At 66.5% G+C, this 15816-nt stretch carries 13 protein-coding genes and 1 tRNA gene; 9 read left to right on the top strand and 5 right to left on the bottom strand.

The window, feature by feature from the left end; all coding sequences use genetic code 11:
• Window positions 1–3 precede the first annotated feature (3 nt).
• On the bottom strand, window positions 4–1101 hold the full coding sequence (locus ACHQ4I_RS37555; protein ID WP_420776679.1) for a hypothetical protein: 1098 nt from the start codon (window positions 1099–1101) through the stop codon (window positions 4–6).
• A 116-nt stretch (window positions 1102–1217) separates the two neighbouring features.
• On the opposite strand from ACHQ4I_RS37555, the gene ACHQ4I_RS37550 reads away from it, so the two are divergent.
• Window positions 1218–1859 (top strand): TetR/AcrR family transcriptional regulator, encoded by a 642-nt coding sequence (locus tag ACHQ4I_RS37550; protein WP_420776678.1) that lies wholly within the window; start codon window positions 1218–1220, stop codon window positions 1857–1859.
• 197 nt (window positions 1860–2056) lie between these two features.
• On the opposite strand, the gene ACHQ4I_RS37545 is transcribed toward ACHQ4I_RS37550, so the two are convergent.
• From ACHQ4I_RS37545 to ACHQ4I_RS37530, 4 genes are all read right to left on the bottom strand, one after another.
• On the bottom strand, window positions 2057–2371 hold the full coding sequence (locus ACHQ4I_RS37545) for a protein kinase family protein (protein WP_420776677.1): 315 nt from the start codon (window positions 2369–2371) through the stop codon (window positions 2057–2059).
• A gap of 192 nt (window positions 2372–2563) precedes the next feature.
• A tRNA-Arg gene (locus ACHQ4I_RS37540) sits at window positions 2564–2636 on the bottom strand.
• A gap of 126 nt (window positions 2637–2762) precedes the next feature.
• Window positions 2763–3494, bottom strand: a complete 732-nt coding sequence (locus tag ACHQ4I_RS37535) for a DUF305 domain-containing protein (protein WP_420776676.1) — start codon at window positions 3492–3494, stop codon at window positions 2763–2765.
• Window positions 3495–4403: a DUF3105 domain-containing protein gene (locus ACHQ4I_RS37530; RefSeq protein ID WP_420776675.1), complete on the bottom strand. Its 909-nt coding sequence runs from the start codon at window positions 4401–4403 to the stop codon at window positions 3495–3497.
• A 113-nt stretch (window positions 4404–4516) separates the two neighbouring features.
• Here ACHQ4I_RS37530 and argS point away from each other — a divergent pair, with 113 nt between their 5' ends.
• The 8 genes from argS (at window position 4517) to prfA (ending at window position 15791) form a co-directional block, all read left to right on the top strand.
• A complete protein-coding gene (gene argS / locus ACHQ4I_RS37525; protein ID WP_420776674.1) occupies window positions 4517–6175 on the top strand; it encodes an arginine--tRNA ligase in 1659 nt (552 codons plus the stop codon).
• A gap of 79 nt (window positions 6176–6254) precedes the next feature.
• Window positions 6255–7676 carry a diaminopimelate decarboxylase gene (gene lysA, locus ACHQ4I_RS37520; RefSeq protein WP_420776673.1) on the top strand — a complete coding sequence of 474 codons (1422 nt, stop codon included), beginning with the start codon at window positions 6255–6257 and terminating at the stop codon, window positions 7674–7676.
• Window positions 7673–9028, top strand: a complete 1356-nt coding sequence (locus ACHQ4I_RS37515; protein ID WP_420776672.1) for a homoserine dehydrogenase — start codon at window positions 7673–7675, stop codon at window positions 9026–9028. Before lysA ends, ACHQ4I_RS37515 begins: the two co-directional genes overlap by 4 nt.
• Window positions 9029–9051: 23 nt before the next feature.
• A complete protein-coding gene (thrC, locus tag ACHQ4I_RS37510; protein ID WP_420777068.1) occupies window positions 9052–10173 on the top strand; it encodes a threonine synthase in 1122 nt (373 codons plus the stop codon).
• Between the two features lie 25 nt (window positions 10174–10198).
• A complete protein-coding gene (gene thrB, locus ACHQ4I_RS37505) occupies window positions 10199–11155 on the top strand; it encodes a homoserine kinase (protein ID WP_420776671.1) in 957 nt (318 codons plus the stop codon).
• A gap of 344 nt (window positions 11156–11499) precedes the next feature.
• The gene (gene rho, locus ACHQ4I_RS37500; RefSeq protein WP_420776670.1) at window positions 11500–13557 is read left to right on the top strand and encodes a transcription termination factor Rho; all 2058 of its coding nucleotides are present in this window, start codon (window positions 11500–11502) and stop codon (window positions 13555–13557) included.
• 843 nt (window positions 13558–14400) lie between these two features.
• On the top strand, window positions 14401–14637 hold the full coding sequence (rpmE, locus tag ACHQ4I_RS37495; RefSeq protein WP_330252538.1) for a 50S ribosomal protein L31: 237 nt from the start codon (window positions 14401–14403) through the stop codon (window positions 14635–14637).
• 83 nt (window positions 14638–14720) lie between these two features.
• Window positions 14721–15791 (top strand): peptide chain release factor 1, encoded by a 1071-nt coding sequence (gene prfA / locus ACHQ4I_RS37490; RefSeq protein WP_420776669.1) that lies wholly within the window; start codon window positions 14721–14723, stop codon window positions 15789–15791.
• The last annotated feature ends 25 nt before the right edge of the window (window positions 15792–15816 follow it).

Genomic DNA, 15816 nt, shown 5'->3' with positions numbered 1-15816 from the left:
GATTCAATTCCCCTGCCTTGCGAGCTGCCGCACGATCCGCAGCGTTCTGCCGATGGGCACCCGTATCGCCGGTGGGAGATTCCTGGCCCGCACCAGCACTGGGCTCAACGACACGGTGAATACGCTGCCGAACGCCCGGCCGGTCACGTCGTAGGTCGTGTCACCGAGTGTCACGGTGCCTTCCAATTCGGTGTAGCCGGTGACGAATACGACCTTGTTGCCACCCGGGGCCTGCTTGACGGCTCGCTGTGCGGCGTCACGCCGGGTGAAGGTCAGATCGACGGTGCCCGCGTCGTTGCGATCAGTCAGGCGGAACTTGTGTGCGTGCGGCACCCCGTCCACGCGGCGGGTCTCCAGTGTCTGGAAGGTGCCGGTGATGAAGTGCTCGTAGGTCTTTCCGTCGGCCGAGGCCGACACGAACGGTACCGGCTCGCCCTCGGTGATGAACCCGCCCGCCTGCACGATCAACTCGGACGGACCCGCGGCGGGTGACCAGTACCAGTTCCAGCCATTGACGAAACGCGGCGGATCCACCTCGCCCAGATACGGTTCCAGCCAGCCCAGGGTGCCGAACAAGTGCTCGATGTATCCCAGCCCGCCGACCGGGTAGGTATGCGATCCGATGGCGATGCTGCCCTGGACCCGCGCCCGGTAGAGAACCCAATGCTTGAACTGTGAGTCGATGTAGCCCTCGCGTTCGGGTTCCACCTCGGCGACATAGGTCAGCGTCGCGGATATGTATGCGCCACTGGCGGCTTCGCCCTCGGCGTGCAGCTTGTAATCCGGGTACCCGCCACGCAGGTAGTTGCGCCCGTTGCGCACATCCAGCTGCTGTGAATCACCGCGAATGGTGCCCTCCGCGAGCGGCCCGGTACCGAAGTCGGCGAAGATCCCGCCGTCCGGTGACACGATCACATGCCGCCCCTCCTCGATGACGCCCCGGAACTTCGAGAACGCCACCACCAGCGTCATGCCGTCGATCGGTGTGCCCGGCGCGTCGAGCATGGCGTTCACATACCACCACTCCACCGGGTGCCGCTCCGCACTCGCGGCCTCGCCGACCTCGCCCACATCCAGAGTCCTGGTTACGGAAATCGCCATTGATGCTCCTCCGGCTCAAGTCTGATACTAATTCGTATCAGAGATACTGATACGAAAAGGTGTCAGACTTGGGGGGATCAGTCAAGAGGTAAAGGCAATACGAGAGGATCAGCCGCGTGAGCGCATCGACCAAGCAGAACTACGGCGGAGAATCCGGCGAGCAACGTGCCGCTCGGCGGCGCGCGGTGCTGCTCGATGCGGCGATCACCGTGGTGGCCGAACAAGGTTGGCGTCAGCTCAACGTCGAACGGGTATGCACGTCAGCTGGACTGATCAAGCGATACTTCTACGAGAGCTTCACCGATATCGACGCGATCGCCGCAGCCGTGATCGACGAGCTGGCCACCGAAATCCTCACCCTCGTCGTGGTCGACGACCTGTCGGTCCCGCGCCCGCAACTCGTGCGCACCATGATCGAGAAACTGGTCGACTACGCGGTCGATGACCCTCGACGAGCACGCGTCTTCTTTGGTGAGATGGCCGCGACGGAGGCCGCCTCCGTGCAGCGCGTCCTGGCTATCCGACGCATAGTGACGATCCTTGCCGGTGACGCCCGCGCGATCAGCCACACCGACCACCCGATGATCGACATCACCGCCTCGGTACTGGTCAACGGCAGCATCCGCACCCTGGTCGACTGGCTTGACAACAGCATCGCCGTATCGCGCGAGGAGTTCATCGACGACCTGACCACACTGTGGTTGCTCACGAGTGAAAGCACAATCGCCCACGTCGCATCAACTCCGGCCAGAGATTGAGTGCCGCCACCCCACGAACGTGGGAACGCACACCGAGCAATGCGACCGCCCGCACCGAACAACCCGACCGATCGAGACACGAGCCGTCACACCCGCCCCCTTCGATCAACGACGCCCCGCTTCACTGAACTTGTTGCAAAACAACAATATTGAGCCGGTCCCGGTTCTATTCCCCCTGCGCTCTCGACCGCCACCCATCACGCGCTCAGCGGCATGACTGGATGCCTCGTTCTCGTTGGTCTCGCATCGCCCGGGTTCTCAGCACGTCGACCTCGCAGCCTGGCGAGGTCGGGTCGAAGCCGTGCTCGACCGCCAGCGGACCCCAGCAGGCTTCGCAACGACCACCACGCGCGGATCACGTCGAGGTCGACGTCGGTGCCGTGGCCGGCGACGACGTCGCCGAGATGCTCCTCGTGCCCGAGCATCAAGGTGGCGAGGTCGAACAGGGCATCGCCCTTGGCCGCCTCGGACCAGTCGAGCACGCCGGTGATCTCGTCAGCGTCGACGAACACGTGGGCGACCTGCAGAACAAGGGCGAACCTGGCTACGCTGTTTTCACGGGCGCTTTGAGCTGAGTGATTAGCTGACAGCTAGCACCCTAGGTTTCGAACCTGCGACACGCGACCTGGGGTTTTTCTGTTCATGCTAAGTCCTTCGCGATTCACGGACCGTAGCTGACCTGCGGAAATGAGGCTTCCCGACTGTGCCCTCGGCAGGATTCGAACCTGCGGCCTTCTGCTCCGGAGGCAGACGCTCTATCCCCTGAGCTACGAGGGCGGGATAGTTCTCGAACGGTGCCGCTTGCGGCGGCCGATCGGGCGGGGCAAGCGTATCGCATTGATCGGCGTCCGCCAAAAAGTGTGTCGGGCCGGGGAGTTTCGTTTCCGGCCCGACACCCCGGGGTCAGTTCAGCGGCAATGGTGTCGCGTTGCGGGCGGTGAGCATGGTGGTGATCAGTTGGGCTTCGCCCTGCTGGGTGGTCGCCATGGTGGCGGCCAGGGTGCGCACGGCGGTGGTTTCGGCGTGCTGGGCGGCGTGCTGGATCATCGTGAGGCCGCCCTGGTGGTGGCGCAGCATCAGTTGCAGGAACATCGTGTCCAGCGCGGGGCCGGTGGTCTGGCGCAACGCGGTCAGCTCCGCGGTGGTCGCCATGCCCGGCATCGAAGGTGCGGGGCCGGACATGGTGTGGCCGGAGGTGGCGCCCGCGCCGGAATGCGTGTGGCCGGGCTCTTCGGTCATCCAGCCCATATAGCCGTCGACGTTCTGATTCGGCTTACCCCACAATTGCAGCCAACCCTGCATCCGGCCGATCTGGCCCTGCTGGGTGGTCAGAATGTCGTAGGCCAGCCTGCGCACGTCGTTATCGGTGGAACCGATGAGCGCGACGCCGGCCATTTCGACGGCCTGCGCGTGATGCGCCGACATGTCCTGACTGAATCCGATATCGACCGCGCTCGGGTCGGGTTCGGTATTGCCGTCCAGCGGCAGCCGAGCCAGCACCCCCACGGCGAAACCGATGAGCAGGATGCCGATCGCGCCGAGCACCAGCAGCGGCGTGCGTTGCCGCCGTGCCTGTGCGCCCAAACCCTCGGACTCGGTGGCAACGTCAGGTTCGATGCTGGTGTCGGCGGTCATTTACTGACCTTCCGCGGGCTGGGTCGGAATTCCGGTGGGCAGACCGGGGATATTCGGCACCCCGGGGATATTGGGCATACCGGGCAGACCGCCGGATGCTCCGCCGAGCTCGGTCCGGTCCTGGGACAGGCCCTTACCGTCCATCGGAACCGCGTCCGGTCCGGGCGGCGTCGGGTCGTACGGCGTGGGATTGTTCGCGTCGAACGTGGGGTTCGAGCAGCTGGCGTTCACCTCGGGGTAGGTGTACGGGTTCTGGCGCAAGGCGCTGATGAACTCGTTGACCCGCTTGTCGTCGGCGCTGTCCAGCTTCAGTTCATGGCCCCATGACTGCAGCGATACCGCCGATGACAGGCCGGGGAACGGCGACATCAGCGTGAACGGCTTGCCTTCGACCTTCTTCTTCAGCGTGTCGATGCCCGCCGCGTCGACCTTGTCGGGGTTGTAGGCGATCCACACCGCGCCGTGCTCCAGCGAATGCACCGCGTTCTCCACGCGAATCGGCTTGCTGTAGACCACGCCCATGCAGTTCGCCCAGACCTGATCGTGCGGACCGCCGAACGGCGGCGTCTGGTCATAGGCGACGCGCTGCGTGCCCGCGACGTGCAATCCCGCGGGGTAATCCTTCTTGGTCACCCCGGAAATCTGATCCGAGGGATCCTTCTTCTGCGCGCTCGGCGTGAACTTCTCGAGTTCGGCCCTGTCCCGGTATTTCGGCACCAGGCTGAACGCGAGTGCGCCGATCAGCGCGACGATCACCAGGGCGGCCCCGATGACCAGCCACGGAATCTGGCGCTTCTTCAACGGACCGTTGCCCGTCGAAGCTCTACCGCCACCTTTTTTGCGCGAAGGTGCGACCTTCCCCGCGGCCCGGACGGCCTTGGCCGATTTGGCGCTCGTGCTGCTCGGCATAGCTCGCTGTGCTCTTTCCATGTATTGACGCATGGGTGCTGGGTGGTTGCGGAGTGCTCCGCCGAGGTGCCCACTCGAGGCGCGCACCTGCCCAGACCATAGGATAGAGAGTCGTGACTCCAGCTGACCTTGCAGATCTCCTTCGTGCGACCGCGGCGAAGGTGCTTGTCGAACGTGGACTCGACCCTGCGGTCCTGCCCGACGAGGTCAACGTGGAGCGCCCCCGTAATCCGGAACATGGCGACTATGCCACGAATGTGGCCATGCAGGTGGGCAAGAAGGCCGGAACGAATCCGCGCGAGTTGGCGACCTGGCTGGCCGAGGCCCTGGGCAGCGCGGACGCCATCGACAAGGCCGAAGTCGCTGGTCCCGGCTTCCTGAACATCCGGCTCGCCGCCTCCGCGCAGGGCGCGATCCTGCAGCAGGTGCTGACCGCGGGCGCGGCCTACGGCACCTCGGACACCCTGAAGGGCATCCGGATCAACCTGGAATTCGTCTCGGCAAATCCGACCGGTCCAGTGCATCTGGGCGGTACCCGCTGGGCCTCCGTCGGTGACGCGCTGGGCCGTATCCTGGCCGCGCAGGGCGCCGACGTGATCCGCGAGTACTACTTCAACGACCACGGCGCGCAGATCGACCGCTTCGCCAAGTCGCTGGTCGCCGCCGCCACCGGCGCGCCGACCCCGGAGAACGGCTACGCGGGCGAATACATCGGCGAAATCGCCGCCAAGATCGTCGCCGGGCATCCCGAGGCCACCACCCTGCCCGAGCCGGAGCAACTGGAGCTGTTCCGCGCCGAGGGCGTCGAGCTGATGTTCGCCCACATCAAGGAGTCGCTGCACGAATTCGGCACCGACTTCGACGTGTACTTCAACGAGAGTTCGCTATTCGCCTCCGGTGCGGTCGAGCAGGCCGTCGCCAAGCTCAAGGACTCCGGCGATCTCTACGAGAAGGACGGGGCCTGGTGGATCGCCAGCTCCGAATACGGCGACGATCAGGACCGGGTGGTCCTCAAGAGCGACGGCAATGCCGCCTACATCGCCGGTGATATCGCCTACTTCCAGAACAAGCGCTCGCGCGGCTTCGATCTGTGCATCTACATGCTCGGCGCGGACCATCACGGCTACATCGGCCGGTTGAAGGCCGCCGCGGCCGCATTCGGTGACGATCCGGCCACCGTCGAGGTGCTCATCGGACAGATGGTGAATCTCGTCAAAGACGGTGTCGCCGTGCGGATGAGCAAGCGCGCGGGCACCGTGGTCACCCTCGACGATCTCGTCGAGGCCATCGGTGTCGATGCCTCCCGCTACTCGCTGGTGCGCAGTTCGGTGAACTCGAGCATCGATATCGACCTGAATCTCTGGACCAGCCAGAGCAACGAAAACCCGGTCTACTATGTGCAATACGCACACGCCAGGACCGCGTCCATCGCGCGCAATGCCGCCGAATTCGAATACGACACGGTGACACCGGATTTCGGTCTGCTGACCGCCGACGAAGAGGGCGAACTCATTCGCACCATCGGCGAGTACCCGCGTGCCGTCGCCAGCGCCGCGAGCCTGCGCGAACCGCACCGCGTGGCGCGGTATCTGGAGGAACTGGCCGGCGCCTACCACCGGTTCCAGACCAATAAGAACCTGCGCGTACTGCCTCTCGGCGACGAACCCGTCACCCCGACCAATGCCGCCAGGCTCGCCCTGGCCAATGCCACCCGTCAGGTGCTGAGCAACGGCCTCGCGCTGCTCGGCGTTAGTGCACCGGAGCGAATGTAGTGAGCGAGCGCAGCGAGCGAACCATAGACACAGCCGCTCGCGCGGTCACGGCGGAGCCGAGCGTCAGCGAGGTGGAGTCGTGAGCGCGCACCCCGCTGGTCCCCGGCACGCAGAGATTCCGCATGCACCCAGCCTCGCGGAGCGACCGAGCGATCCGAAGCAGATGATCGATCTGCCCGCAAACGTCTGGCCGCGCAACGCATCTCGCGATGCCGAGGGCGTCGTGCACCTGGCCGGTGTACCGGTACACGAACTCGCCGCGCAGTTCGGCACGCCGCTGTTCGTGATCGATGAGGACGACTTCCGTTCCCGCTGCCGCGATATGGTCGCCGCCTTCGGTCCGGATGCGCGAGTTCACTACGCCTCCAAGGCATTCCTGTGCGGTGAGATCGCCCGCTGGATCCGCGACGAGGGCCTTTCCCTCGACGTTTGCTCCGGCGGCGAACTGGCCATCGCGCTGCACGCGGGCTTCCCGGCGAACCGAATCGCCTTGCACGGCAACAATAAATCGGCCGTCGAGCTGGCGGCCGCGGTCGAGGCGGGCGTCGGTCATATCGTGGTCGACTCGCTGATCGAGATCGAGCGCCTGGAGGCCATCGCGGGCCGCGCCGGTGTGGTGCAGGACGTGCTCGTCCGCGTCACCGTCGGCGTGGAAGCCCATACCCACGAATACATTTCGACCGCGCACGAGGATCAGAAGTTCGGCTTCTCGATCGCGGGCGGCGATGCCATGGAGGCGCTGGCCCGCGTCTTCGAGGCCGACAATCTCCGACTCGTCGGTCTGCACAGTCACATCGGCTCGCAGATCTTCGAAATCGATGGTTTCGAGATCGCCGCGCGCCGCATGCTCGGTCTGCTGCGCGAGGCCATCGACAAGTTCGGCGTCGAACGCACCATGCAGATCGCCACGCTGGATCTCGGTGGCGGCCTTGGTATTTCGTATCTGCCCCAGGATGATCCGCCGCCGCTGGACGACTTCGCCGCGAGCCTGCGCAAGCTGGTCGCGACCGAGGCGAGCCGCGCCGGTCTGCCCGAACCGAAGATCGCCGTCGAGCCGGGCCGTGCCATCGCCGGACCGGGCACCGTCACCCTCTACGAGGTCGGCACCATCAAGGATGTCTCGCTGGACGCCGGACTGCGCCGACGTTACGTCAGCGTCGACGGCGGTATGAGCGACAACATCCGCCCCGCGCTGTATCAGGCCGACTACGACTGCCGCCTGGTTTCGCGCTCCTCCGACGCCGCGCCCGTGGTCGCCCGGGTCGTCGGAAAGCATTGCGAGAGTGGGGATATCGTCATCCGCGATACCTGGATGCCCGCCGATGTCGGCCCCGGCGACCTGGTCGCCGTCGCCGCGACCGGCGCGTACTGCTATTCGATGTCCAGCCGGTACAACCAGCTGACTCGTCCGGCGGTCGTCGCGGTGCGCGATGGCGTTGCGCGACTCATTCTGCGCCGGGAAACGGTGGCGGATCTGCTCAGCCTGGAGGTGGAATCATGACCGACGTTGTGAAGTTCGGCGTGTGGGGAACCGACCGTCCGATCGGAGTCGCGGTCCTCGGGATGGGCAATGTCGGCACCGAGGTGGTGCGCATTCTGCGCGATCATGCCGATGACCTGCGGGCCCGCGTGGGCGCGCCGGTGGTGCTGCGCGGTGTCGCGGTGCGCAACCTGGATGTCGACCGCGGCATCCCGGCCGAACTGCTGACCACCGACGCCGACGCGCTGGTCGCCCGCGACGATGTCGATCTGGTGGTCGAGGTCATCGGCGGCATCGATCCGGCCCGCAGCCTCATCCTGGCCGCGCTGAACGCGGGCAAATCCGTGGTGACCGCGAATAAGGCCCTGCTTGCCGACTACACCGGCGAACTCGCCGCCGCCGCCGAGCGCAACCGCGCCGACCTCTACTTCGAGGCCGCCGTCGCGGGCGCGATCCCGGTGGTGCGCCCGCTGATCCAGTCGCTGTCCGGCGATCGGGTCAACAAGGTGGTCGGCATCGTCAACGGCACCACCAACTTCATCCTCTCGGCCATGGACGAGACCGGCGCCGACTACGGGATCACCCTGAAAGAGGCCACCCGCCTCGGTTACGCGGAGGCCGATCCGACCGCCGACGTCGAGGGCTACGACGCCGCCGCGAAGGCCGCGATCCTGGCCTCGCTGGCCTTCCACACCCGCGTGACCGCGGCCGATGTGTACCGCGAGGGCATCTCCAAGATCACCGCCGAGGATCTGGAGACCGCCTCCGCGCTGGACTGCACGGTCAAACTGCTCGCCATCTGCGAGCGAGTCGCGGCTGGCCCCGGCGAACCGGGTCCGGACGAGGGCGGCAAGGAACGTGTCTCGGTGCGCGTCTACCCGGCCCTCATCCCGCGCAAGCATCCTTTAGCCGCCGTCACCGGTGCGTTCAACGCCGTAGTCGTGGAGGCGGAGAACGCCGGTCGGCTGATGTTCTACGGTCAGGGCGCTGGCGGTGCCCCGACGGCCTCGGCGGTGCTCGGCGATCTGGTGATGGCCGCGCGCAACAAGTTCTACGGTGGCCGCGCTCCGGGCGAGTCGGTTTATGCTGAGCTACCGATCGCGCCGATCGGCGATACGCCCACGCGTTACCACGTGAACCTGCAGGTAGCAGACCGACCCGGGGTGCTGGCCAAGGTGGCGGGCGAATTCGCCAAGCATGAGGTGAGCATCTCCACCGTCCGTCAGGAAGGGCACGGCGAGGGTGCGCGCCTGGTGGTCGTCACCCACCATGCTTCGGAGTCGGCGCTCGCGGACACCGTCGCCGCCCTGGCGGAAATGGAATCCGTCACATCCGTGACCAGCGTTCTGAGATTGGAAGGCACGAACGAATGACGACTGCATCGCGTAGCGATTCGATGAGGGGTGGCGGTCGCGCGACGGGTGGGCGTACGACTGGCGTGGCGCCACAGGCAGGAGTGCACTCCCGGTGGCCCGGGCTGATCGCCGCTTACCGCGATCGGCTGGCGGGCGCCGCCGACTGGGAACCGGTCACCCTGTACGAGGGCGGCACCCCGCTGGTGCCCGCACCGCACCTCTCGCAGCTGACCGGCTGTGATGTCTATCTCAAGGTCGAGGGCCTGAATCCGACCGGGTCCTTCAAGGACCGCGGCATGACGATGGCCATCACCGACGCGAAGTACCGCGGCCAGAAGGCCGTGCTGTGCGCGTCCACCGGCAACACCTCGGCGTCGGCGGCCGCCTACGCGACCCGCGCCGGCATGAGCTGTGCCGTGCTGATCCCGCAGGGCAAGATCGCCATGGGCAAGCTGGCCCAGGCGGTCATGCTCGGCGCGAAGATCATCCAGGTCGACGGCAATTTCGACGACTGTCTGGAGCTCGCGCGCAAGGTCACCGCGGAATTCCCGACCGTCGGTCTGGTGAATTCGGTGAATCCGGCTCGCATCGAGGGGCAGAAGACCGCCTCGTTCGAGATCTGCGATGTGCTGGGCAAGGCCCCCGACGTGCACGCCCTTCCGGTCGGCAATGCGGGCAACATCACCGCCTACTGGCGCGGTTACCGCGAGTACTACGCCGACGGCATCACCACCGGGCTGCCGCGCATGCTCGGTGTGCAGGCCGCCGGTGCCGCGCCGCTGGTCAACGGCGCCCCGGTCAAGGATCCGGAGACCATCGCGACCGCCATCCGGATCGGCGCGCCCGCGTCCTGGAACGGCGCGGTGGAGGCCAAGGAGCAGTCCGGTGGCGCCTTCCGTGCCGCCACCGATAACGAAATCCTGGCGGCGTACCGACTGGTCGCCGCGACCGAGGGCGTATTCGTCGAGCCCGCGTCGGCGGCCAGCATCGCGGGCCTGCTCGCCGCGCGCGCGGAGGGTTGGCTGGATTCGGGTCTGACCGTCGTGTGCACGGTGACAGGCAACGGTCTCAAGGATCCGGACAACGCGCTCGCGGGAATGCCGCAGGTGCAGGCGATTCCGGTCGACCCGATCGCGGTCGCCCACGAACTCGAGCTGGCCTGAGTTGAATTCGCGCGAAAGCCAGCTGATGACTCGGACGCTACCGGCAGGTCTGTCCGTGACCGCGCGGGTGCCCGCGTCCAGCGCCAATCTCGGCCCCGGATTCGATTCGCTCGGAATGGCTTTGGGCATCTACGACGAGATCGAGGTGCGCACTACCGATTCCGGCCTTACCATCCGAGTGGAGGGTGAGGGCGCCGACGATGTGCCATGGGGCCCTTCGCATCTCGTGGTGCGCGCGATCGAACGCGGCCTGGAGGCGGCGGGCGTCTGGGCCGATGGTCTCGATGTGGTGTGCCGCAACGTGATTCCGCATTCGCGCGGTCTCGGTTCGTCGGCATCCGCCGTGGTCGGCGGCCTGGCTGCCGGATGCGGTCTGGCCGCGAAACTGGATCCGGCATTGGCCACCGGCAGTGACCAATTGGTGCAGCTGGCCTCGGAATTCGAAGGCCACCCCGACAATGCCGCGGCCAGTGTGCTCGGCGGAGTCGTGGTGTCCTGGACCGAAACCGCCGCCGACGCCGTCACCGACGGCGCCGCGGCGACCGATCACGGCCGTGTCTACCGCGCGGTGCGCCTGGATCCGCATCCGACGTTGCGTCCGGTGGTGCTGATTCCCGAAGAGCGCTCATCGACCGCGCATACCCGCGGTCTGTTGCCCGAGGTCGTGCCGCATGGCGATGCCGCGTTCAACGTCAGCCGCGCCGCACTCGCGGTCGTCGCCCTGACCCAACGCACCGACTTGCTACTGCCCGCGACGGCAGATCGACTGCACCAGACCCAGCGTGCGCCCGCGCTGCCGCTGACCACCGCTTGGATCGCCCGCCTGCGTGCGGCCGGTATCGCGGCCACGGTATCCGGCGCCGGGCCGACCGTACTGGCCTTGGGTACCAGCGAATTCCCCGCCGAACTCCGTGCACTCGCGGCCATCGACGGGCTGCGTGTGGTCGAGCCGGGGCTCGCGGAGGGCGTCCAGGTCGACTAACGGCGAGTCTGCCTTGCCGAGGTTCCAGGTTGCCAGCTATCCTGAGCACGTCCGTACATCGTGCGCATCAGACGCCGGTGCTTCATCAGGGCAATCGCTCCAGCAGGCTCCAGGCTCGAGCCTCCAGGCCATGGGGGTGCTGCGTAGCTGCGCAACTGGAATGATCTCTCCCACCTTTCAGGAACTGGTGGCGAAGCCGCCGGTCCGGCGGGGCAGGTGATACGGCAAAAGCGCCGGTCCGAGCTTTTTGTTCGGCCCTCGCATCCGAGTCCGGCACAACGCCCGGACTGCGGGACGGAACCCTCGAAACGGCACACGGCAGTCGAGGGAAGGAAAGGATTTCCGTGACAGATACGGACCTGCTCGCGACACCCGGGGTGGATTCCAGCCCGACAGGGGACCGCGAAAGTGACTCCGGACAGATTTCGAAGATGAGCGAACAAACCGACGTCGCACGATCGGGGCTGACTGGAATGTTGTTGCCGCAGTTGCGCGCGCTCGCGGGGGAGCTCGGTATCCGAGGCACCTCTGGAATGCGCAAAGGCGATTTGATCGCCGCCATCAAGGAAAATCAGGCCGGAAAGTCGGCGAAGGCGGAAAAGTCCGCGCGTGGCGAGGTGAAGTCCGATGCGGACACCGCCAAGGCGGCGCCGGTAAAGGCCGAGCAGGGCACCCTCGACGTGGCGCCCGCTGCTTCCGCTCCGGCGAAGGAGGCTCCCGCTCCGGCGAAGGAAGCCCCGGCGAAGGAGGCTCCCGCGAAGGCGGCCGTCGCCGAATCCGCCGCGCCGAAGTCCGCCGAGAAGTCGGCCGAACCCAAGGCCGAGCAGGCGCAGGCCGAGGCCGCGCCGTCGGAGACCACCGAGGATTCCGGTCGCGAGGCCGGTCAGCGCGGTCGCGGCAGGCAGCGTCGCGGTCGTGACCAGGCGCGTGCCGGTGGCGAGGCCGCCGCGGGCGAGGCCCGTGGTGATGAGCCCAAGTCGGACCAGGAGCAGGGCGAACGCCGCCGCGAGCGCAACCAGGGCGAACGTCAGGGTGAGCGCGGCCAGGGCGAACGTCAGGGTGAGCGCGGCCAGAACGGCGCCAACGGCGGACGCGGCGGCGAGGGCGGTGGCCGCGGCGACGCGAGCCGCGGCGGTGACGAGGACGAGGGCGGTCGCGGACGGCGGGGACGTCGCTTCCGGGAACGTCGTCGTGGTCGCGACCGCGAGGGCGGCGCCGGTGGCGGTGAGGCCCGCGAGCTCGAGATCCGCGAGGACGACGTCCTGCAGCCGGTCGCGGGCATTCTCGACGTGCTGGACAACTACGCCTTCGTGCGCACCTCGGGTTACCTGGCCGGACCGAACGACGTCTACGTCTCGATGAACCTGGTCCGCAAGAACGGCCTGCGCCGCGGTGACGCGATCACCGGTGCGGTGCGTGCCCCGCGCGACGGTGAGCAGAGCAACCAGCGTCAGAAGTTCGATCCGCTGGTGCGGCTGGACATGGTCAACGGCGGTGAGGTCGAGGCGGCCAAGCGGCGCCCCGAATTCGCCAAGCTCACCCCGCTGTACCCGAACCAGCGCCTGCGGCTGGAGACTCAGCCGAACAAGCTGACCACCCGCGTCATCGACCTGATCATGCCGATCGGCAAGGGCCAGCGCGCCCTGATCGTCTCCCCGCCCAAGGCCGGTAAGACGACGATCATGCAGGACATCGCGAACGCCATCGCCACCAACAACCCCGAGGTCTACCTCATGGTCGTGCTGGTCGACGAGCGTCCGGAAGAGGTCACCGATATGCAGCGTTCGGTGAAGGGTGAGGTCATCGCCTCGACCTTCGACCGTCCGCCGTCAGATCACACCTCGGTCGCCGAACTCGCCATCGAGCGCGCCAAGCGCCTGGTGGAAATGGGCAAAGACGTTGTGGTGCTGCTCGACTCGATCACCCGATTGGGCCGCGCGTACAACAACTCCTCGCCCGCCTCGGGCCGCATCCTCTCCGGTGGTGTCGACTCGACCGCGCTGTACCCGCCCAAGCGGTTCCTCGGCGCGGCGCGCAATATCGAGAACGGCGGCTCGCTCACCATCATCGCGACCGCCATGGTCGAGACCGGTTCCACCGGTGACACGGTGATCTTCGAGGAGTTCAAGGGCACCGGTAACGCCGAACTCAAGCTGGACCGCAAGATCGCGGAACGGCGCGTGTTCCCGGCGGTCGACGTCAATCCGTCCGGCACTCGTAAGGACGAGCTACTGCTCAGCCCCGACGAGGCGGCGGTGCTGCACAAGCTGCGCCGCGTACTGTCCGGCCTGGACTCGCACCAGGCGATCGATCTGCTGATCGACCGTCTGAAGAAGTCCAAGAACAACCTCGAGTTCCTGATGCAGGTAAGCAAGACCGCGCCGGGCGCGCTCGACGAATGAGTGAACGGGGACTCCGCCGAGGTGGAGTCCCCGTACTCGTTGCGCAGACGCCACTTTCGTGCGCACATGGGTAACTCGTCGGGAACTGACATCCACGACCTGTCGCCGGTCCGCGGCGGTGGTCGTGATGTACGCGACCTCCGGCGAAAGGCGCGGGGCGGCGGGGGAGCGCCCTTGCGGCGTTCTCGGGCTGAAGAAGGCTAGGCCGATGCCGGCCGCGCCCGCGATCATGAAGGCCAGGATGATTGCCGTCGTCGCGGCTCCGCTACCGGAGCTCATGGCCGTATTGGCCGGATCATACTGTGCGGCAGTCGGTTTCGCGTACGCGTAGGTGTCCGGGCGGTCCGGGGCGGCAAACCAGCCGACCGCGACAGCGAGAATCAACGAAACGAAAACCGCAAGAGCGACGCGGCTGTTCACAGGGTTCTCCTTTCTGTCTCGGCACGCCGATGTGCATCAGCCTCAAACTCTATGAACAGGCCTGTTCGTATTCACGAGTAGCGAGCTACTTGAATTACGAGCTACTTGAATTACGAGCTACTCGATTTAAGAGTTCACTAAGAGCTCCTCGCACGCGTGCCCGAACTTCTTGGGGCGAAGGAGCGGGGGGAGTACTCGCGGCCGGACGGATCGGGCGCGGGCGTATGCGCGCGGCGACCAGGCTGAGAACGGTGCCGGGAACAAAGGCGGGGCCGGGGGCGTTTTGGGAGCGTAACCGCTGTTCTGGCATACTGAACGGCTGTTGCGTCTGCTCTGGTGAGCAGACCTCCCGCCTAGTCGGCTCCGGTTCACGTCCATGCGATCTGCACGGGCGACCCGGCGGCCAATATCGAGAGGACATCCATGAAGGCAGGAATTCATCCGGCGTATGTCGAGACCACGGTCGTCTGTGGTTGCGGCAACACCTTCCAGACTCGCAGCACCAAGGAGTCGGGACACATCACCGTCGAGGTCTGCTCGCAGTGCCACCCGTTCTACACCGGCAAGCAGAAGATCCTCGACACCGGTGGTCGCGTGGCCCGCTTCGAGGCTCGCTACGGCAAGCGTGCCGGCAAGAAGGCCGACGCAGAGAGCAAGTAGCTTCCTCGCCGACGCCCGGTCCTGCTCAGCAGGCCGGGCGTCGGCGCTTTTGTGTGGCCAGTACGGGTAAGAGAGGAAGCAGCATGACGCAACCGTCCGCGATCGATGACATTCTGGCCGAGCATGCGGGCCTGGAGACGCAGCTGGCCGATCCGGCGCTGCACAACGATCCGGGCGCCGCGCGCCGGGTCGGCAAGCGTTTCGCCGAGCTGGCCCCGATCATGGCCACCTACAGCAAACTGAAGACCGCGCGCGACGACCTCGCCGCCGCACAGGAACTCGCGGCCGACGACGCCGCCTTCGCGGCCGAGGTCCCCGACCTGCAGACGCAGGTCGTCGAGTTGGAGCAGCAACTAGCCGACCTGCTCGCCCCGCGCGATCCGCACGACGGCGACGATGTGGTGCTCGAGGTCAAATCCGGTGAGGGCGGCGAGGAATCCGCGCTGTTCGCCTCGGATCTGGCCCGCATGTACGTGCGCTACGCCGAGCGGCACGGCTGGAAGGTCGAAATCCTTGGTGTCACCGTCTCCGACCTGGGCGGTTACAAGGATGCGACGCTCTCGATCAAGAGCCGCGACGCCACCAGGGACGGTGTGTGGTCGCGCCTGAAGTTCGAGGGCGGCGTGCACCGCGTCCAGCGCGTTCCGGTCACCGAATCCCAGGGCCGCATCCACACCTCCGCGGCGGGCGTACTGATCTATCCGGAGCCCGATGAGGTCGAAGAGGTGCAGATCGACGAATCGGATCTGCGCATCGACGTCTACCGGTCCTCCGGCAAGGGCGGTCAGGGCGTCAACACCACCGACTCCGCGGTCCGCATCACCCACCTGCCCTCGGGCATCGTGGTGACCTGCCAGAACGAGCGCTCCCAGCTGCAGAACAAGGCCCGCGCCATGCAGGTGCTCGCGGCCCGGCTGCAGGCATTGGCCGAGGAACAGGCCGATCAGGAGGCCGCGGCGGGCCGGGCCAGCCAGATCCGCACGGTCGACCGCTCCGAACGGATTCGCACCTACAACTTCCCGGAGAACCGGATCGCCGATCACCGCATCGGTTTCAAGGCGCACAACCTGGACGCCGTCCTCGATGGCGATATGGATGCACTTCTGGACGCACTGGGCAAGGCGGATCGCGAAGCGCGCATGGCGGCGGAATAGTCGACGCCAGGGCCCGATGTTCGGG

This window comes from Nocardia nepalensis (genome assembly GCF_048910785.1).
GTDB lineage: Bacteria > Actinomycetota > Actinomycetes > Mycobacteriales > Mycobacteriaceae > Nocardia > Nocardia nepalensis.
This window is presented reverse-complemented; position numbering and strand designations above follow the sequence as displayed.